We start from the raw sequence: 18,927 nt of genomic DNA, 5'->3' as shown, positions 1-18,927 counted from the left end.
CGGACCCCGAGAGCATCGACACATCGTGTCGATCGTGGCCCCGGACATCGAGGGTGGCTGGATCTCGCTGGTCGGCGTCCCACTCGCGCCGAACGGGGTCGACGGCCCGGAGTGCGTCCTGGTCGTCTGGGTGCGGGCACTACCGGCGTACGCGTCGGCCGCCGTCTCGGAATCCTCCTGCGGGGTGTGAGGTGGCCCGGTCGATCATCGCTCCCGCGCCGCATCTACCCTTGCGTCCATTGTGGATCTGTCGCCTCGACGCCCAGCCCTGGCCCTGCGCGCAGGCACGGCTTGACCTGGTCGACGGTTTCCGCGACCGGACGCTGAGTCTGACCCTGTACCTCGCCGGCCAGTTCGTCGAGGCGCTGGGCGACCTCAACGCCATCGACCCCGAGTTGGGCAGGCCGCCCGACTCGCGCGTCCTCTACGAGCGCTTCATCGGCTGGGTACCCGTGCGCCGTACCTGATGGGGAGCGGACCACGGAGCACGACGGAAGGAGCTTGCTGGTGACGGACGAGGACGACGACGACCTGAGTGCACCGCATCGACCCGGAGACGACTGGCTCTGCCGCGACGATGGCCTGGAGTGGCCGTGCGCGATCTTCCGGCGCCGGATGTGGGTGCTCTATCCCAATGATCCCCATCGGTTGGCCGCCTTCATGCGCCACTTTCGGGACAAGGCGGCACCCGCATTGCCGGAACTAACCGCCAAACAGGTCGAGGACCGGTTCATTGGCTGGATAAAGGATCCTCCGACCCGCCGCCGACTCCGCGCGATCTGACGACGACCCGACAAGCGGCCGACGGGTGCGGTCAACCTCGACCGCACCCGTCCTCACGTCGAGAAAGCTAGCTCGCGTTGATAATGACGTAGATGTCGCCGCCATTGCCGCCGTTGGCGCTTCCGGAAGAGATGCCGTTGACGGCGTCGACGGAGGTGTCGGTACTCCCGCTGGTCCCGTTGCATGCAGTTCCTGACGGAATTGCGTCCGGCCGAGCGGCGGAGGGCTCCGCCGCGTTTTCTCGACCGGTGCTGTTCTGAATCTGGTTGTTGCTGTTCAGCGGGTTTGTCTGACCCGCGTACTCACCCAGATCCTCCGCCTGGTCGGCGCCCTGTCCCTCACCGTTCTCGCCGCCGTTGCCACCATTGCCGGCTTTGAGATGCACTTGGACGGGGGCGCCGTCGGGGTCGGTCGACGTAGCCGCCACGTTGCCGCTGTTGGGGGCGTCGACAGCGGTATCGGCACTCGCTTCGGGAGCGGCCCCCGGCCGAAGGGTTTCCGAAGGATCGTCGGAGGGCTCCACGTCCTGCTCGGTGTCTCCCGGGTCAGCCTCCGAGTCTTCGTCATCGGTGCTGTTCTGAATCTGGTTGTTACTGTTCTGCGGGTTCGTCTGACCCGCGTACTCTCCCAGATCCTCTGCCTGGTCGGCGCCTTGTCCAGCGCCACTCGCGCCGCCGTCGCCGCCGTCGCCGGCCTGTAGATGCAGGCGAACGGGGGCGCGGTCCGGGTCGGTCAACGTGACCGTCAGGCTGCCACCGTCGCCGCCGTTGACGTCACCGGACGCGATGTTGTTCCGAGCCCAGAGGGTGGTGTTCGTGTTCCCCCCGCATTGGTTGGCGCCCGGACCGATCCGTTGAACGACATCCGCGTCGGGTGGGGTGGATGCCTGGGCGACTCCGTGACCCGCAACGAGCAGAATAGTCCCGGCGAACACCATACCGAGGAATCTCTGGGACATGTCTTGGCCGCTCCTCTCGTTCCAAACAGATGACGGCTGAATCGTGGCCAATCTCTGTACGCACTCAGGACGAGGTTCCGGTGGGGTTTCCCTGTAGCGGGAAGCCCGGACCTAGAGGGTAGCGGGTCAGTTCCAGTGTCGCGTGACTGATTTTCTTTGCCGAGGGCAGCCTTTCCTGACACGTCCGAAGATGCCGCAAAGTATGTGTTTCAGAGTTGGCCGCCGAAGAAGCCGAAGCGGGAGAGCGGACCGATCAGCTCACGCTCCTCATAGGCGAGGTGCGACAGCAGGGCATCGGTGAGGACGTCGACCGCTTCCTGGATGCCGGAAAGGTCGTCCGGATGGGTCACCAGGTCGACCAGGGCGCGGTCCACCCCTTCGAGCACCTCGTGAATGACCTGGTGCTCCTGGTCGAGCCGGTCGATCACCGCGGCCAGGTTCCGGTCCGATGCCTTCAGGTACGGGAAAATGCTGCCGCTCTCCATCGTGTGGTGCTGGGTCAGCGACACGCAGTACGACTGGCAGAAGGAGCCCAGGGTCCAGTTGTTCGACCGCAGTGTCATCGTATTCAGTTCGCCCCGAGCGGCTCCGACGTCCAGGGCGTTGGCGCGTACCTGGTCGAGGATGTCGCGTACCCGGACAAGCTCCTCCCGGTAGTGGTCGTGCACCTCGATCAGGTGCTTGCCGGCGGAGAGTCCACGGCCGTCGAACCGCACCTCCTCGGCGGGCTCGGACACGCTCGGCCGGGTGCTCTCGTCCCAGACCTCGGTGCTGCTGTGCCGGGTCCGGGGCGGCGGCGTGGGCGTGAGTCCGGTACGGCTGGTCACCCAGTGGTCGGTGTCGGTCACGGGTCTTCCTGTCTCTGAGGTGTGAATCAGCTCGCGTCTCTGCGGTGTGAATCGGCTCGCGAACACGGTCAGCGGGGCCAGTTCCGCCACTGTCGCAGTGTCGGACCGATGGTCTTCTCCTCGAAGTCGAGGTGGGCCAGCAGGTCGTCACCGACCTCACGCAAGGCGGCGATCAGGCGTTTCCTGGTCTCCGGCCGGTCGTCGCCGCCGAGCAGGTCGGCCAGCGCCTCGACCTGGTCGAGGCGGTCGGAGATCCGGCGGTGGTCGGCCTCCAGCCGCTTGACCGCCGGGGCGAGCGCCGGATTGGACCGGCGCACGGCCGGAAAGAGTCGGACGTCCTCGTTGCCGTGGTGCGAGTGGACCAGGCGGCACCAGGTCAGGCAGTTGGTGCGGAGCTGCCAGAGCGGGCCACGGGTCTGCAACGCGCGCACGGTCGAGCGGACCCGGTCCGGTGACGCGCCCCGGCCGACCTGGTCGGCGAGCTTGCGGAGCTGGTTGAGGTCACGGCGCAGCACGCCGTGGATCCACTTCAGCTCGGCGACCAGGTGCTCCCCCGGCGCCGGTCGGGAAGCGCCCGACCGGGGAGCGTGTGCGCGACTCATGGGCCCGACCGTACCAGATCGTTGATGCGTACCAATAATTAGGTGTGGTAAATCATTTTGCCTCTGCTAACATAACCGCATGACGGTCGAGCAGACCCGGTCCCGGCGGGCGGTGGACCGCATCGGCCTGCTGCTGGCGCGGCACGGCGGGATCAGCAACGCCCGGATGCGCCAGGCGCTGGAGGCTACCGGCCTGAGCACCCGCGCCGGCATCACCCTGATGCACCTCGCCGAGAACGGCCCGATCGGGCAGCAGGCGCTCGTCGAGGCACTCGGTGTCGATCCCAGCGCCCTGGTCGCCATCCTCAACGACCTCGAACGGGACAACCTGGTCGAACGGCGCCGCGACCCGGCCGACCGGCGCCGGCACATCGTCGTGCTCACCGAGGCCGGCACCTCGGCCCTGACCAGGGTCGACGCCGTGATGGCGGCGGTGGAGCGGGAACTTCTCACCGATCTCGACGCCGACGAGATCGCCACCCTGCACGCGCTGCTGATCCGGATCAACACCGCCGTCGACGACGACGCCTGCCGCGAGCACTGACCCGCCCACCCCACCCGCGCCCCAGGGGTACGCCGACCCACAGCGGGTACGCCCCAGCGACGAGCACCGGGGCCGCGCCGAGCGCTCCGGTCGTACGGGGAGGAGCCGGCGCGATGATCGAGCTACCGACCGAGGAGGACCCTCGCCTGGAGGCGACGTACCGCTCCGACCGGGTCTGGAGCGGTGTGACCACCAGCGGCGACGGGCGGGTCTTCGTCAGCTTCCCCAACGCCGACCGGCCCGGAATCCAGGTGGCCGAGCTCGGTCCCGACGGCCAGCACGTGCCGTACCCGAACGCCGCCTGGAACGCCGTCCGGGACGACCACGACCCGGAAGGCGCGTTCGTCCAGGTCAACGGCTTGCGGATCGGGCCGGACGGGCGGCTCTGGATCATCGACGCGGGCGCGCCCGGCGTCGGTCGGCCGACGATTGCGGGCGCCGCCCGGCTCATCGTGGTGAACCTGACCACCGACACCGTCAGCGACGTCTACGACCTCAGTCCGGCGACCCGACCCCGCAGTTACCTCGACGACCTGCGGTTCAACGGTGACCGGATCTACGTCACCGACGCCGGGGAGCCGGGACTGATCGTGCTGGACCTGAGCACCGGCCAGCTCCGCCGGCTGTTGGACGACCATCCCAGCACCACCGACCAGCGCCCGCTCTACGCCGACCACCGCAAGGCCCGCAGCGCGGAGGGGGACGACCTGCTGGTCCACGCCGACCAGTTGGAGGTCTCCCCCGACGGCCGGCATCTGTACTACCAGCCGGCGTCCGGACCGATGTCCCGGATCGGCACCCGGTGGTTGGACGATCCCTCGGTCACGCCGGGCGAGCTGGCCGACCAGGTGGAGGAGTGGCTGGACACGCCGACCACGGGCGGGACGGCGATCGACGCGAACGGCGTGATCTACCTCAGCGACACCAACCAGCGGCGGGTGCTGGCGATCAGCCCGGACCGCGAGGTGGAGACGGTGGTCGCCGATCCGCGCCTGGTCTGGGCCGACGCGATGTGGCTCGATCATGCCGGCGACCTGTGGATCCCGGTGCCCCAGATCAACCGCACCGCCGGCTTCAACGGGGGCGTGCAGGCGGTCGAGTATCCGGTGTGGATCTACAAAATGCACGTTGGTGCCGCGCCCGCGCCGAACGATCATCACTGATCCGATGCGCGAATCATGCATGGTGCGGCACGAATGGATCATGCATGAAAGAAGTACGTGTCGGATATGTTCGCCTGAGCCAAAGTTAAGGCAGTTTTGATGCCGTGTCGCGCCCTAAAGTGGGTTAGCCACGGATCGCGCAGACGCATAATGCAACGCAGGTCGCCAGCCATCCGGCCAAAAGCGACATACCTAGAGTGAGAGGTGGAGTCGTGAAGCTCACCTTCGTTCGCAAGACTGCGTTGTCTCAGGTGAACAACTGCCCGTCCCTATATCGCACCGACCGAGACACCTTCGTCGTCCAGGGATGGCGGGTGTCGGATCCCGAAGCCCTGGCGCAGCTCGACGTACCCGCGCACGAGACAGTGGTCGAGGTTCCGGTCGACGTACTGGCGGAGATCGCGAAGTCGCTGTAATCACCGGAGATCGGCTCACCGACCAGGGGTACCCGTGCCGGCCGGGGACCCGCCGGTGAGCCGATCGCCCTAAGCTGGAGCGCAGGATCCGCCACCGGGCCGATGCCGTACCCGGTCGGCGCGACCCGACACCGGCCGGTCAACGCGGCGGCTCTACCACCTGTGACGGTGTGTGAGCGGTACGGTGACGCCTACCCGAAGCGCAGCTGAGGAGCGGGTGATGTCCAGCAACCAGACCGGCAGCGACCGAGGGGCGCTGGGGGCCAGGCTCCGGGAGCTTCGCGCCCGCGAGGGCATCTCCGGGGTGAGTCTGGCGAGCCGGCTGGGCTGGGTCCAGTCGAAGGTCTCCCGGATCGAGACCGGCCGGCAACTGCCCACCGAGGACGACGTGCGGGCCTGGGGTGCGGTGATCGGCGCCGACGAGCCCCTGCTGGACGAGTTGCTGCGACAGCTGCGGGAACTGCGCGGGGAGCACATCGCCTGGCGGCGCGGTGCCGCCGACGCGGCCCAGACCGGCACCCAACGTTCCATGATGGAGCTGGCGGCCGAGGCGACCCTGGTCCGCAACTTCGAACTCGGGGTGGTGCCCGGCCTGCTCCAGACCACCGACTACGCCCGCGTCCGGCTCGCCGAGAACGTCGAGTTCCACGGGGCACCCGGTGACGACCTGGAGGACGCGCTCCTGCTGCGGATCCAGCGCCAGCAGGTGCTCTACGACTCCAGCAAGCAGTTCCGGTTCGTGGTGACCGAGTCCGTACTGCGGATGTCGCTCTGCCCGGTCGACGTGATGCGCGGGCAGCTCGACCGGCTGACCGCGCTGACCGGCATGGGCAACGTCGAGCTCGGCGTCATCCCCACCACGGCCCGGCTGCCGCTCGCCCCGCTGCACGGCTTCGTCATGTTCGACGACACCGTCACGGTGGAGACCTGGGCCGAGGAACAGACCTGGCAGACCCCGGCCGACGCCCAGCGGTTCGGCCGGATCTTCGACCGGCTGCACGAGGTGGCCCGGCACGGCGAGGACGCCCGCGAACTCATCCAGGCAACCCTGGCCGGTCTGACCACCCCCGCATGACCTCGTCGAACGCGGCGTGGACCGGGGTGCCGGGCAGCCGGTCGTAGATCGCGAAGACCACCTCGTCGAACCGGTCGACCACGCGCAGCGCCTCGACGAAGGCGCCCGCCACCGTGCCGGGATCGTTGCGGAACACCCCGCAGCCCCAGGCGCCGAGCACCAACCGGCGGTGACCGTGCGCCGCCGCCACCCGGAGCACCCGCTCCGCCCGTCGCCGCAGCACCGCCGGCACGTCGGCGGCGTACGCCGGCTGGTTGCGTTGGATCGCGCCGAGGTTGGGCGCGGCCGAGGTCAGGAACGTCGTCCGGTACGGCCGGTCGAGCAGGTTGCCCCGGTCGTCCCGGAACACCGGCACCCCCGGTGAGTAGATCACCCGGTCGCTGTAGCGCAGGTCCCCCCGACCCCGGTGGAACTCGTAGAACTCCGGCGCGGTGCGCTGGCACAGGTAGAGCGCGGACGCGCGGGCAAGGTCCTCCTCCTGCGCCTTCGCGCCGCCGAGGAAACCACCGCCGGGATTCTTCGCCGAGGCGAACACCAGACAGGCCACGTCCGGGCCGAGCCGGGCGGCGGCGACCAGGCTCGACTCACGGGTGACCGTCACGACCGGCCCCGCCACCGGGTCCAGCGATGGCGCGGGCGGGGGCAGTGGGGTCTCGGGCAGGTAGTGCCGGGTGCCGGCGACCGCGGCGGTGACGGCCTCGGCGATGTCGATCCGGACACCGGCGGGGTTGGTGTAGGAACCGGCTTCGGCGATCTCGACGGTCTGCCGGGCGATCTCGGCGAGTCGACCGCTCACCCCTGTCGCTGGGCGGCGCACTGGGCACAGGTGCCGAAGATCTCCAGCGTGTGCCCGACCTCGGTGAAGCCGTGCTCGTCGGCGACCCGCTTGGTCCAGGTCTCGACCGCCGGTCCGGCCACCTCGACCGTACGGGCGCAGTGCCGGCACACCAGGTGGTGGTGATGGGTCGGGCTGCACCGGCGGTAGAGCTGCTCCCCGTTCGGCAGCCGCATGACGTCGATCTCGCCCGCGTCGACCAGTGTCTGCAGGGTCCGGTAGACCGTGGTCAGTCCAACCCCGACACCACGTTGCCGCAGGTCGGCGTGGAGTTGCTGGGCGCTGCGGAACTCGGTGACCTCACCGAGCAGGGCGACGACCTCGCCCCGCTGCCGGGTGTGACGAGTCGCCCCGGGCATGGAATTGATCACGAGTGGACACCTTCCCCCGACTCCGGCGTACGAGCGCCGCCAAGTGTACGGGTCCCGCCGTGGCGTGATTCACGTCGAGCGCGCCGGACCCTGTCGACCGGATCGACGGTCGGCATCGAGTGTCCTGACCACGGACTGCGCCTCCAGCAGCAAATAGTTGCTGAAGGCGATGTCCTCTCCTTTGCTCGGTCGGTCGGGTTACCGGGAGGCCTTGCGGATGCCGGGCAGTTCGCCGCGCAGGGCCAGCTCCCGGAACCGGACCCGGGACAGTCCGAACCGGGACAGCACCCCGCGCGGACGGCCGTCGACCTGGTCGCGGCTACGCAACCGGACCGGGCTGGTGTCGTGGGGCAGCCGGTTGAGTCCCCGTACCGCCTCGGCCCGCTGGTCCGGGTCGGTGTCGGCGTGGCTGATCGCCCGCTTCAGTGTGCCCCGCCGGTCGGCGTAGCGGGTCACCAGGTCGGCCCGCCGGATCTGCCGGTTGACGAGGCCACGCCGTGCCATCAGCGTTCCTCGCGGAAGTCGACGTGCCGGCGGACGAGCGGGTCGTACCTGCGCAGGACCAGGCGATCCGGGTTGTTGCGGCGGTTGCGCCGGGTGACGTACGTGTAGCCGGTGCCGGCGGTGCTATTCACAAATACGCCCGCCACAACCGCTGACCGCCGTTGGTCGATGCCGTTGGTCGATGCCGTTGATCGATGCCGTTGATCATGAAGTTGGCACAGGATCCGGCGCCGGGAACGGTCGCCAACTTCATGATCAACGGGTTCAGTAGCGGGGAGGTGTACGGGGGTGGGGAGCGGGTAAGGAGCGGCGTGGATTGGTGGAGGACGACTGGTGGGGTCGCCGCAGGGCGCTCCGCGGCGATTGACTCCGGGCCCGGTGCCACCCCCGGGCCCGGCGGGCCGACAGCGTGAACGGGCAGACGCATCGGTCGGGGCGACGGGCGGCGCTGATGGCGACCCTCGGGGCGGTGGCGAACGCCGTACCGGCGGTCACCGTGCTACCCAGCCTGCGACTGCGGCTCTTTCCCCGGCTCAGCGGCTTCGGCGCCACCGACCATGTGGCGCTCACCTTCGACGACGGGCCGGACCCGGCCTCCACGCCACGGTTCGCCGAGGCGCTCGCCGCCCACCGGATACGGGCGACGTTCTTCATGCTCGGCTCCACCCTCGCCGACGCACCCTCGGTCGGGCGGGACCTTGCGGCGGCCGGTCACGAGGTGGCCGTACACGGGTGGGCGCACCGGAACCTGCTGCTGCGCGGGCCGTACTCGACCCATCACGATCTGGCTCGGGCCCGGGACCTGGTCCAGGAGACCACCGGGCAGACGCCCCGCTTCTACCGCCCGCCGTACGGGGTGCTGAGCGCGGCAGCCCTGCTGGCGGCCCGTCGGCTGGCGCTGAGCCCGGTGCTCTGGACCTGCTGGGGGCGGGACTGGACCCGTACGGCGACGCCGGCCTCGGTGCTCGCCACGCTGCGTTCGGGACTCGGTGGTGGCGGCACCATTCTGCTGCACGACTCCGACTGCGCCTCCGCACCCGGTTCCTGGCGGTCGAGCCTGGCGGCGCTGCCGTACCTCCTGGACGAGTGTGCCCGGCGGGGGTGGCGGGTGGGGCCGCTCGGCGAGCACGGGCTGCCACCGCGCCGACCGGGGCGGGACGGGTCGCGCCTCCCCTCGGCATCGGACGGACAACGTACCGCTCGGGTCAGCGCACCCGGTCCGGCACCTCGCCGGGATTGACCTTCTTTCCGGGCACCGAACCCGGATGTACGCCGGCACCGCCGCGCACCGGCGTACGTCGGCGGGCCAGCACGCCGCCGACCCGGTTCGCCCGGCGCAACGCCTCGAACAGCCGGTACGCCCCACCCGCGACCAGCCGGTGTTTGATCCCGGCGGCGCCCGGTGGCACCGGGTGGCCGGTCACCGGCCGGTGTCGACGGAACCGCTCGACCATCCGGACGAAGAACTCCCGGCGATAGGCGGCCGGCACCCGCTGGGCGTGCCCGAGAACCTGGAGGAAGTGCCAGATCATCCGCTGGAAGACCAGCCCGCGCAGTCCGTCCGGGATCTCCGGGCGGGCGGCCATGAAGGCGAAGACCCGGTCCCACTGGGAGAAGAGCTCGAAGTGCCGACCGCTGACCGTGTGGGTGATCCCGCCGGCGGGGCGCTGCCGGTAGACGTAGCAGGTCCGGTCGAGCACGCTGATCCGCTCGGCCGCGAGCATCAGCGGGAAGCTGAACGAGACGTCCTCGTACCAGCCGTCGGCGAAGGTGAGGCCCAGGTCGGCGAGGAAGCGACGCCGGACGACCTTGTTGCAGGCGATGTGCAGCACCGAGAGCAGCACCGGCCGGTCCCGGAGCGCGAACACCGGCGGGGAGCCGGGCGGGCCGGCGGCGCGGGCGACCGACTCGGTCCGGACCCGCCCGTCCCGCCAGACCCGACTGAAACCGGTGACCAGCAGGTCGGGGTTGGTCCGGTGGAGTCGGTCGGCGACCTCGGCCAGGGTGCCGTCGGGCAGCCAGTCGTCGCTGTCCACGAACCAGACGTACGTGCCGGTCGCGCGGGCCAGGCCTGCGTTGCGGGCGGCACCCAGCCCCCGGTTCTGGTCGAGGGTGACGATCCGGAGCCGGGGTTCGGTGGCCGCGTACCGGGCCAGGATCGCGGCGCAGCCGTCGTCCGAGGCGTCGTCGACGGCGACCACCTCAAGATCGGTGAACGGTTGCCGCAGGACCGAGTCCAGGCACCGGGTCAGGTACTCCTCGACCCGGTAGACCGGGATCACCACACTGAGCAGAGCCACCGGTCTCGACCTCCGGGGAGCACGGGCCGGGATCGGCGGGCCCCGACCGGCCTGGAACCAGGCACCTGGTCAACGACCCAGGACCTCGGGTCGTCGCGCGACCGAAACCCCGAGGACGCCTCCACCCACCCCACCCCACCACCCACAAAGCCCCGCCCAAATACAGAGAATGTGGCCCTATCCACGGTCGGCTAGGGCCACATTCTCTGTATTAGTGCGGTCTCTTGTGGTGGGGGGCGGTCGAGGGGCGGGTAGGTTCATGGTCATCTGTTGGGGTGATCGGGACGGGGTACGACGGGATGGGCGATGTGCAGCGCAAACTCGACTCGCTGGGACTTGTCCTGCCACCGGCGATGCAGCCCCCGCCGGGCGTGGTGCTGCCCTTCCGGCCGGTACGGATCCTCGGCGACCGGGCGGTGATCTCCGGGCACTCGCCGCAGAACCCGGACGGGTCGATCGGCGGACCGCTCGGCCGGGTGGGCCTCGACCTCGACATACCGGCCGGATACGAGGCGGCCCGACTCACCGCACTGTCGATGCTGGGCAGCCTGCACCGCGCCCTCGGTGACCTGGACCGGATCCGGGCCTGGGTACGGATCTTCGGCATGGTCCGCAGCGCACCCGACTTCAGCCAGCAGCCGGCGGTGATCAATGGTTGCTCCGACCTCATCCTGGAGGTCTTCGGGCCGGAGGTCGGCGCGCACGCGCGCAGCGCGGTCGGCATGGCGGAGCTACCGTTCGGCATCCCGGTGGAGATCGAGGCCGAGGTCGCCCTGCACCCCTGACCCGCCGCGCCCCGGAGCGGACCGGCCTGGTCCGGCCAGGTCTGGGGCGGTCGGGTCAGCGCTGGGTCACCCAGGTCGGGTAGCCGGGTGGGGCAGCCGGGTCGGTCGGGTCAGAGGCCGGCGATCCAGTTCCAGGCGTCGACCACCCACTCGGTCTGGCGCAGGTAGGCCACGCCCACGCCGGTCAGGAACACCCCGGCGAGCAGGTGGGCGCCCCGGGCGCTGCGCCGGACCCGGCCCAGTTGCCGTTCCAGCACGACCCGGCCGAGCAGCCGGGCCAGAGCGAACAGGCCCACCGCCACCAGCAGCGTCAGCAGGAAGGCGACCACCGGGCTGGTGAAGTCGCCACGGGCCGAGATCGCCCAGATCCCCCAGCAGACGAAGGCGAACAGCCCACCGAGCGCGCTCCAGTGCCCGCCGATGCGCAACTGCCGCAGGTGGTACGCGAGCGGCATCCGCTGCCGTGGCTCGTCGTCGACCACCGGCCAGCCGGTCCCGGTCTCCTCGTGCGGAGCGACGGGAAACGACTCGGTGCTCCGTTCGGTGCGCGGGGCCCGAGGGCCGACCGCGGCCACCCCGCGACGGAAGCCGTCCCGCTGCGGTGGTACCTCGACGGTCCTCTCGGCCCACGGCTGCGTCTGGTCTGCCATCTGTCCCTGTCCTCCCCGATCGGGGCCGGTGACCCGTCCCGATTCGAGGGTAACCAGCCGGCGAACCATCCGCCGCGCCGGCATCGATCGGCGGCGCTTCCGAGCCGTCGCGCGAACCGGTCCGCGCGGGCTATTCGGCCGGCTTCCTCCGCCGGTTCCTACTTCCTCCGCCGGTTCCTACCGTCCGGCGGGTTCTCGTGGACGAGATCCGGTCCGGGCCGGGGCCGCGGAGTCGCCCGGGTCGGCCGCCGGGCGGGTACGGTCGGCAGATGGCTGATCCCGAACGTCGGCGGCGCCGGCTGCGACACCAACCCGGTGGCGACGACCCGACTCCGGAGGGTCGGACGGCGGCCACCTCGGAGGTGCACGACCCGACTCCGGAACGGGAAACTCCCCGCCGCTGGTCCGGTCCCGCCGGCCAGCATCCCGGCAGCGGTGGCGGTAACGGCGGCTCCGGTAACGGCGGAGCCAGCCAGGGCGGGTCCGGTCATGCGGGTTCCGGTCAAGGTGGGGGCGGTCACGGCGGCTCCGGTCAAGGTGGGGCCAGTCACGGCGGGGGCGGTCACGGTGGAGCCAGCCACGGCGGGGGCGGTCATGGTGGGGGCGACGATCGGGACAGTGAGCGTGGCCTGCGCGGACTGGTCGGTTCGGGGGCTTCGCAGGTCGGCGTCAGTGCGGCGATGCGGGCCCGCGACGCGTCCCGGCCGACCGAGGCCGACCTGGCCGAGGCCGAACAGCGGGTGGTGGTGATCCGGCGCAACTGGGTGCCGCGCGAGGACCTGCCCCGCAACGGCCGCTGATCGTACCGGGATTCCGGGTGCGGCGAACCGTCGCTTTGGGTGATCGGGTAGCCGGCGCGGTCGTCGGGGACGGGCTGCAACACGCGGGCGATCGGGTGGCCCGTGGCAACCGGTCGCCGGAGCACGCCCACCGATCGGACCGGGTGACTGTCGTAGATCGGTCACTCGTGTTGCCGCCCGCATGGTAACCCTGCGTAAATCCGATCCGTACGTTCCGCACAGGACTATGTCCCAAGCCCGTCCGAGCCGGACATTACGGCGTGCCAACGGTGGTCACTCTCCGGGCCTGATCGGCACCCCGCAACCGGCACCCCGGGCCGGGGGCTCAGGCAGGGGGCACGGATGTCGGATCCACAACCCAACGTCGGCGAGAACGGCAGCAGACGCTGGCGCTCACTCGCCGTGATGCTGGCCGTCGTACTCGCCGGCACCGCGCAACCGGCGCAGGCCGCCGCGCAACCGGGCGGCCGTACGGGCGCCGCCGAGGCGGGCACCGCGCGTACGGCGGCCACCGGAACCCGGCACGCACCCGCACCGGTCAGCCCCGAGGTGTCGGCGGCGTTGAAGACGCGTACCAGCACCAGCTTCCTGGTCTACCTGCGTGAGCGGGCCGACCTGACCGGCGCGGCCCGGCTCGGCGGCTCCGACGCGCGGGCCACCGAGGTGCACCGCCGACTGACCGACACCGCCCGCCGCAGCCAGCGCGACCTGCTCGCCGAGCTGACCGGACGCAAGGCGCGGCACACCGCGTACTGGATCAGCAACACTGTCCGGGTCGAGGGGGACAGGGCACTGGTCGACGCGATCGCGGCCCGCCCCGAGGTCGAACGGATCACCCCGTCACGCAGCTACGAACTCGTCCGGCCGAAGCCGGCCAAGCCGGTCGCGCGCTCCGGGGTGAACGCCCCCGAGTGGGGCCTGACCAGCATCGGAGCGCCCCGCGTCTGGACCGAACTGGGCGTACGCGGGGCGGACGTGGTGGTCGCCAACATCGACACCGGCGTCGACCACGAACACCCGGCACTGGTCGGCAGCTACCGGGGCAACCTCGGCGACGGCACCTTCGACCACGACTACAACTGGTACGACCCGGCCGCCGTCTGCCCCGACGGCCTTCCCTGCGACAACGACGGGCACGGCAGCCACACGATGGGCACCATGGTCGGCGACGACGGCCCGGAGAACCAGATCGGGGTGGCGCCGGGCGCGAAGTGGATCGCCGCCAAGGGCTGCGAGAACAGCAGTTGCTCCGACACCTCGCTGCTCGCCGCCGGCCAGTGGGTGCTCGCCCCGACCGACCGCGACGGCCGCAATCCCCGCCCCGACCTGCACGCCGACATCGTCAACAACTCGTGGGGCGGCGGCTCCGGCGACCGCTGGTACGCCGACACCGTCGACGCCTGGCGGGCGGCCGGCATCTTCCCGAGCTTCTCCACCGGCAACGCCGGCCCCGACTGCGGCACCGCCGGCTCCCCCGGCGACTACCCCGGCTCCTACGCCGCCGGCTCGTACGCGGCCGACAACAGCATCTCCGAATTCTCCAGCCGGGGCGCGTCGGCGGTCGACGGCGGCACCAAGCCGAACGTCGCCGCGCCGGGGCAGGAGATCCGCTCCAGCACACCGGACAACACGTACGCGGTGTTCAGCGGCACCTCGATGGCGGCCCCGCACGTCGCCGGCACGGTGGCGCTGATCTGGTCGGCGGCGCCGACCCTGCGCGGGGACCCGGCCGGCACCGAGGCGCTGCTCGACAACACCGCGACCGACGTCGACGCGGTCGAGTGCGGCGGCACCGTGGACGACAACAACACCTTCGGCGAGGGCCGGTTGAACGCGTACCAGGCGGTCAAGGCCGCCCCGCGCGGACCGGCCGGTCAGGTCGACGGCACGGTGACCGCCGCGGCCGGTGGCGCCCCGATCCCCGGCGCCACGGTCAGCGCCGCCGGCCGGTCCACCACGACCGGTCCCGACGGTCGGTACACGCTCACCCTGCCGGCCGGCCGACACCCGGTGACCGCCGCCGCCTACGGCTACGTCGCCCGGACCGAAACCGTGACCGTCCCCGCCGACGGTGTGGTCACCGTCAACTTCGCCCTGGTCGCGGCGCCGACCGTGACCGTCACCGGCCGGGTCGTCGACGGTTCCGGCCACCGCTGGCCGCTCTACGCCGCGATCGAGATCGCCGGCCGACCCGGCGGGCCGGTCTTCACCGACCCGATCACCGGACAGTTCAGCTTCACCGTGCCCGGCAGCACGACCTACCAGCTCACCACCACCGCCCGGTACCCCGGCTACCCGCCGGTCCCCACCGAACTGACGCTCGGCGCCACCGGCACGACCACGAACATCGCCGTACCGGTCGGGGCGGACTGCACCGCCCCCGGCTACCGCGCCACCGACGGCCGCTGCACGCCGGTGCCCGGCGGCCTGGTCGCCGGCTTCACCACCGACCACAACACGGGTACGGCACTGAACGCCGTCCGGGTGGTCCGGGCCGACTGGGCGGCGGGACACCCGTACGGGCTGTCGGCTCCCACCCCGGACGACCCGAACCGGCCGGACGGGTTCTACTGGCTCTTCTCCGACCGGGTCGGCAGCCTCCAGTTCCGGGCCAGCCGGGCGGCATACGCGACCGCGGGCGGGGCGGTGACCGTGGTCGCGGACGGCGTCAGTCGGGCCGACTTCGCGCTGCCGGCCGGGCGGCTCACCGTCAGCCCCGGCAGTGTCGAGATCCACCAACCGTACGACAGCACCCGCACCGCCACGGTCACCGTACGCAACACCGGTACCGCCCCGGCGGAGGTGGAACTACTGGAGCGGCCGGGTTCGTTCGACCTGCTCTCCCGCCCCGGCGGGGCACTCGTGCAACGCCAGGTCAGCGGTGTCAGTACGGCCTCCCGACCGACCCGACCGGGTCCGTTCGCACCCGTACCGGCACCCGCACCGGCGCCCCTGCCGGCTTCGGTGGCGGGGTCCGGGGCGGGGAGCACGGCCGCCGACGAGAGCTGGCAGCGGATCGCCGATCTCCCCTCGGCCTCGTTCGACAACTCGGCGGCGGTCCGGGACGGGAAGGTCTACTCCGTCGGCGGCGGCATCGGGATCGGCACCGCCCGCCGGGCGGACGTGTACGACCCGGCGACGAACGCCTGGAGTCCGCTGCCGGACCTGCCGGTCGGGCGGGCCAAGGCGTCGGTGACGATCTCCGGCGACACGATCTTCGTGGTCGGCGGTTGGGAGGAGGACGAGGACGACTGGGATGCTCCCCCGCTGCCCGACGTCGTCACCTACGACCTGGCCACCGGCGGGGCCTGGCAGCGGCTGGCCGGGGTGGTCAACCCCGCGCCCCGGGCGGCGGCCGGGACCGCCGTCGCCGACGGCAAGCTCTACCTGGTCGGCGGCTGCGTCGACGCCGTCTGCACGAAATCCGTCGACCTCGTGGTCTTCGACCCGGTCACGGGCGGGTTCAGCACCGGCGCCGACTATCCCCACGAGGTCTCCTGGGTGTCCTGCGGCGGCATCGACGGCAAGGTCTACTGCGCCGGTGGCAGCGCCGACGAGCCGACCAACGACGCGTACGTCTACGACCCGGCGACCGACACCTGGTCACCGCTGCCGGCGCCGCCGGTGGCGCTCTGGGGCTCCCAGTACGCCGCCGCCGGTGGCCTGCTCGTGATCAACGGCGGGATCCTCGCCGACCAGGACGCCATCACGAACCGGACCATCGCCTACGACCCGGTGCTGAACAGCTGGCGGGACCTGCCAGCGTCGCAGTTCGCCCAGTATCGGGGTGCCGGCGCGTGCGGGGCGTACAAGTTCGGCGGCATGCCGGAGGCGTGGGCCCCGTCGGTGGAGTCCGAACTGCTCGACGGCCTGGAGTCCTGCGACGAGGCGCTGGACGTACGGTGGCTGGCCCTGGTGCCGGGCGCGTTCACCCTGGCACCGGGCGAGTCGAGGGCGGTCACGGTCACCCTGACCGCGACCGCCGGCAACGGGGTCGACCAGCCGGGCGCGTACGCGGCGGCGGTCGGGGTACGGGCCGCCGTGCCGTACCCGACACCGACCGTGGCGGTACGGACGAACGTCGCGCCGCCGCCGAGTTGGGGCAAGCTCCAGGGGACGGTGCGGGGGAAGCCGTGTACGGGTGACCCGGTGCCGGTGCCGGCGACCGTGCAGGTCAACGCGGCTGTCGATCCGGGCACCGACCACTCGCTCCGCGCCGACGACCAGGGCCGGTACGCCATCTGGCTGCCCCACGGCCGGTACGAGATGATCGTCGCCCGGGACGGTTGGCAGCCGCAGGTCCAGCCGGTGTCCATCACGCCCGGCCTGGTCTCGACGGTCGACGTGACCCTCGAACCGGTACGCCCCTGCGGAACCCGGGTCGGCGGCCTCTGACCAACGGATTCCCGAGCCGGTCCGCGACCGCCGGTGGCCGCCGGGGCTCCACAGCTCCGACGGCCACCGGTTCCGGTTCGAACGTGATCGCGGCCGGTGTGGTGTCCCCGGCCGTGCGGGTCAGGACGGCAGGTGCGGCAGGGCGCCGGTCTCCTCGTACTCGGTGACCTGGGCGATCCGCCGCGCGTGCCGCTCGTTGCCGGAGAACGGCGTGGTCAGGAACGCCTCGACGATCGCGGCCGCCTCGTCCAGGGTGTGCTGGCGGGCGCCGACCGCGACGATGTTCGCGTCGTTGTGCTGCCGGGAGAGCTGAGCCGTCTCGACGCTCCAGGCGAGGGCCGCGCGGACCCCGGTGACCTTGTTCGCGGCGATCTGCTCACCGTTGCCGGAGCCGCCGATGACGACCCCGAGACTGTCCGGGTCGTCCACCACGTTGTCGCCGGTGTGCAGGCAGAACGCCGGGTAGTCGTCGTCCGGGTCGAACACGTGCGGACCCACGTCGACCACCTCGTAGCCCTGCTTGGCCAGGTGGTTGACCAGGTGCACCTTCAACTCGAAGCCGGCGTGGTCGGATCCCAGGTAGACGCGCATGACAGGCAGTCTCTCAGCCGGCCCCGACGGGGCGACGCGCAGGCGTCGACAACCCGGTGTTGCTCACATCCGGGCCCGGCCGGCTCATGCCTTCAGCTCCGCCAGCACCAGGCCGCCACGGGCCTTCGGGGTGAACCAGGTGCTCTTGCGGGGCATCTTCTGCCGGGCCAGGTTCACCGCCACGAAGTCGTCCACGGTGACCGGGGCGATCAGGACGGCCAGTTCCGCCCGACCGGAGTCGACCTCACCGGCCAGCCAGCCGGCCGGGTAGTCGCCGCCGACGTAGGTGATCCGCTTGTCGCCCGGATCCAGTCCGAGCGCGTCGCGCAGCAGCACCCGTTCGACCAGGGCGTGGTCGAGGTTCTCCACCACCGCGCCGGACCCGGCCGGCAGGCTGACCGCGTACGCCTGCCCGGCGAGGTAGAGCAGGACCGGCTCACCGGGCGCCGGCACGGCGGGCGGCCCGGCCACCGGTTCGACCCGCGCACCCGCCTCCCGGAGCCGGCCGAGCAGCTCCTGCGGGCTGCTGGTCAGCTCGCTGACCAGCCGGTTGTACGGCTGGATGGCCACCGAGGCCGGGGTGGTGATCACAGCGAGGAAGCGGGGCAGGCCGCCGGTCTGGGCGGCCAGGCTGCGGTGGTTGCCGTCCGCGACGACCAGTTCACCGGCCCCGGCGAGCGCGCACAGCTCGTCCTGCGCCGCCCCCGGACCGAGCAACCAGATGGCGTGCGTCCGGCCGGCCTGGTCGGTGTCGGTCGCGGCGGGCGCCCCGGCCGCGTCGGTCGCCGCCGCGAGCGCGGCGTGCAGCTCGTCGCCGCGCCCGGTCTGGAGCAGCAGTACGGGTGAGAGCAGGTGCCCGGTCGCCTCGGCCAGGGCCACCCGCTCCCGGACCTTCGCGATGAAGACGTCCTCGTTGCGGATCACCAGGCCCGGCTCGTCCGCGCTGGTCGAGATCTCGTCGGTGTCGACCAGGGCGAACATCCCGTAAGCGGGCTCGTCGAGCGGTGAGCTGATCCGGTACAGCACCACCACCCGGTCGGCCGGGGTGTAGCTGCCGTCGGCCTTCGCCTCGGTCAGCCGGGCCACCGCGTCGGGCAGGGCCTCGACGAAGGAGCGACCGAGGCTCTCCGGCGCCCGGTGGGGCATCTCGATGGCGAGTGCGCTGTGCGGATTCGCCTCGATGATCGCGGTGATCTCCGCGTCGTCGGCGAACTCGTCGTAGTTCTGCGCACCGGTGCCACCGGTGGTGATCCAGGCCCGGTTGATCGGGTGTACGACCGTCATGCCCGGTGACGCTACCGGGCCAC

The 18,927-nt window shown here is 71.4% G+C and carries 20 protein-coding genes and 1 pseudogene; 10 read left to right on the top strand and 11 right to left on the bottom strand.

Features of this window, described 5'->3' with window-relative positions:
- The first annotated feature begins 25 nt into the window (after positions 1-25).
- From ACZ6QQ_RS19700 to ACZ6QQ_RS19690, 3 genes are read left to right on the top strand one after another with little or no spacing between them, the layout of a single operon-like run.
- On the top strand, positions 26-190 hold the full coding sequence (locus ACZ6QQ_RS19700) for a hypothetical protein (protein ID WP_465877883.1): 165 nt from the start codon (positions 26-28) through the stop codon (positions 188-190).
- Between the two features lie 49 nt (positions 191-239).
- On the top strand, positions 240-467 hold the full coding sequence (locus tag ACZ6QQ_RS19695) for a hypothetical protein (protein WP_465877882.1): 228 nt from the start codon (positions 240-242) through the stop codon (positions 465-467).
- A 40-nt stretch (positions 468-507) separates the two neighbouring features.
- Positions 508-783: a hypothetical protein gene (locus tag ACZ6QQ_RS19690; RefSeq protein WP_465877881.1), complete on the top strand. Its 276-nt coding sequence runs from the start codon at positions 508-510 to the stop codon at positions 781-783.
- Positions 784-850: 67 nt separating this feature from the next.
- Here ACZ6QQ_RS19690 and ACZ6QQ_RS19685 read toward each other — a convergent pair whose 3' ends face one another.
- From ACZ6QQ_RS19685 to ACZ6QQ_RS19675, 3 genes are all read right to left on the bottom strand, one after another.
- Positions 851-1,741 carry a hypothetical protein gene (locus ACZ6QQ_RS19685; RefSeq protein ID WP_465877880.1) on the bottom strand — a complete coding sequence of 297 codons (891 nt, stop codon included), beginning with the start codon at positions 1,739-1,741 and terminating at the stop codon, positions 851-853.
- A gap of 209 nt (positions 1,742-1,950) precedes the next feature.
- The gene (locus ACZ6QQ_RS19680) at positions 1,951-2,589 is read right to left on the bottom strand and encodes a hemerythrin domain-containing protein (protein ID WP_465877879.1); all 639 of its coding nucleotides are present in this window, start codon (positions 2,587-2,589) and stop codon (positions 1,951-1,953) included.
- 68 nt (positions 2,590-2,657) lie between these two features.
- On the bottom strand, positions 2,658-3,191 hold the full coding sequence (locus ACZ6QQ_RS19675; protein WP_465877878.1) for a hemerythrin domain-containing protein: 534 nt from the start codon (positions 3,189-3,191) through the stop codon (positions 2,658-2,660).
- Positions 3,192-3,270: 79 nt separating this feature from the next.
- Here ACZ6QQ_RS19675 and ACZ6QQ_RS19670 point away from each other — a divergent pair, with 79 nt between their 5' ends.
- From ACZ6QQ_RS19670 to ACZ6QQ_RS19660, 3 genes are all read left to right on the top strand, one after another.
- Positions 3,271-3,735 carry a MarR family winged helix-turn-helix transcriptional regulator gene (locus ACZ6QQ_RS19670; protein ID WP_465877877.1) on the top strand — a complete coding sequence of 155 codons (465 nt, stop codon included), beginning with the start codon at positions 3,271-3,273 and terminating at the stop codon, positions 3,733-3,735.
- A 113-nt stretch (positions 3,736-3,848) separates the two neighbouring features.
- A complete protein-coding gene (locus ACZ6QQ_RS19665) occupies positions 3,849-4,898 on the top strand; it encodes an SMP-30/gluconolactonase/LRE family protein (protein WP_465877876.1) in 1,050 nt (349 codons plus the stop codon).
- Positions 4,899-5,534: 636 nt separating this feature from the next.
- Positions 5,535-6,389 carry a helix-turn-helix domain-containing protein gene (locus ACZ6QQ_RS19660; protein WP_465877875.1) on the top strand — a complete coding sequence of 285 codons (855 nt, stop codon included), beginning with the start codon at positions 5,535-5,537 and terminating at the stop codon, positions 6,387-6,389.
- On the opposite strand, the gene ACZ6QQ_RS19655 is transcribed toward ACZ6QQ_RS19660, so the two are convergent.
- The 4 genes from ACZ6QQ_RS19655 to rpmG form a co-directional block, all read right to left on the bottom strand.
- Positions 6,349-7,185, bottom strand: a complete 837-nt coding sequence (locus ACZ6QQ_RS19655; RefSeq protein WP_465877873.1) for a TIGR02452 family protein — start codon at positions 7,183-7,185, stop codon at positions 6,349-6,351. The genes ACZ6QQ_RS19660 and ACZ6QQ_RS19655 overlap by 41 nt on opposite strands.
- A complete protein-coding gene (locus tag ACZ6QQ_RS19650; RefSeq protein ID WP_465877982.1) occupies positions 7,182-7,583 on the bottom strand; it encodes a Fur family transcriptional regulator in 402 nt (133 codons plus the stop codon). Before ACZ6QQ_RS19650 ends, ACZ6QQ_RS19655 begins: the two co-directional genes overlap by 4 nt.
- Positions 7,584-7,793: 210 nt before the next feature.
- A complete protein-coding gene (gene rpsN / locus ACZ6QQ_RS19645) occupies positions 7,794-8,099 on the bottom strand; it encodes a 30S ribosomal protein S14 (protein WP_465877872.1) in 306 nt (101 codons plus the stop codon).
- Positions 8,099-8,230 (bottom strand): 50S ribosomal protein L33, encoded by a 132-nt coding sequence (gene rpmG / locus ACZ6QQ_RS19640; protein ID WP_465877871.1) that lies wholly within the window; start codon positions 8,228-8,230, stop codon positions 8,099-8,101. The genes rpsN and rpmG overlap by 1 nt, the downstream gene beginning before the upstream one ends.
- A 320-nt stretch (positions 8,231-8,550) precedes the next feature.
- On the opposite strand from rpmG, the gene ACZ6QQ_RS19635 reads away from it, so the two are divergent.
- The gene (locus ACZ6QQ_RS19635) at positions 8,551-9,339 is read left to right on the top strand and encodes a polysaccharide deacetylase family protein (protein WP_465877869.1); all 789 of its coding nucleotides are present in this window, start codon (positions 8,551-8,553) and stop codon (positions 9,337-9,339) included.
- Here ACZ6QQ_RS19635 and ACZ6QQ_RS19630 read toward each other — a convergent pair.
- Entirely contained in the window at positions 9,305-10,399 is a 1,095-nt protein-coding gene (locus tag ACZ6QQ_RS19630; RefSeq protein ID WP_465877868.1) for a glycosyltransferase family 2 protein, read from the bottom strand. The genes ACZ6QQ_RS19635 and ACZ6QQ_RS19630 overlap by 35 nt on opposite strands.
- 299 nt (positions 10,400-10,698) lie before the next feature.
- Here ACZ6QQ_RS19630 and ACZ6QQ_RS19625 point away from each other — a divergent pair, with 299 nt between their 5' ends.
- Positions 10,699-11,184: a RidA family protein gene (locus tag ACZ6QQ_RS19625; RefSeq protein ID WP_465877867.1), complete on the top strand. Its 486-nt coding sequence runs from the start codon at positions 10,699-10,701 to the stop codon at positions 11,182-11,184.
- A gap of 110 nt (positions 11,185-11,294) precedes the next feature.
- On the opposite strand, the gene ACZ6QQ_RS19620 is transcribed toward ACZ6QQ_RS19625, so the two are convergent.
- Positions 11,295-11,834, bottom strand: coding sequence for a hypothetical protein (locus ACZ6QQ_RS19620; protein WP_465877865.1), 540 nt, complete (start codon positions 11,832-11,834; stop codon positions 11,295-11,297).
- A gap of 614 nt (positions 11,835-12,448) precedes the next feature.
- Here ACZ6QQ_RS19620 and ACZ6QQ_RS19615 point away from each other — a divergent pair.
- Positions 12,449-12,634: pseudogene (locus ACZ6QQ_RS19615) on the top strand (hypothetical protein); the annotation flags it as partial.
- Positions 12,635-12,976: 342 nt separating this feature from the next.
- Complete coding sequence (locus tag ACZ6QQ_RS19610; protein WP_465877864.1) at positions 12,977-17,029, top strand: S8 family serine peptidase; 4,053 nt, start codon at positions 12,977-12,979, stop codon at positions 17,027-17,029.
- Between the two features lie 120 nt (positions 17,030-17,149).
- On the opposite strand, the gene ACZ6QQ_RS19605 is transcribed toward ACZ6QQ_RS19610, so the two are convergent.
- Positions 17,150-17,620, bottom strand: a complete 471-nt coding sequence (locus ACZ6QQ_RS19605; RefSeq protein ID WP_465877863.1) for a ribose-5-phosphate isomerase — start codon at positions 17,618-17,620, stop codon at positions 17,150-17,152.
- 84 nt (positions 17,621-17,704) lie between these two features.
- A complete protein-coding gene (locus tag ACZ6QQ_RS19600; protein WP_465877862.1) occupies positions 17,705-18,904 on the bottom strand; it encodes a DUF1015 family protein in 1,200 nt (399 codons plus the stop codon).
- Positions 18,905-18,927: the final 23 nt, after the last annotated feature.

It is taken from the genome of Micromonospora sp. NPDC049529 (genome assembly GCF_055586685.1).
This window is presented reverse-complemented; position numbering and strand designations above follow the sequence as displayed.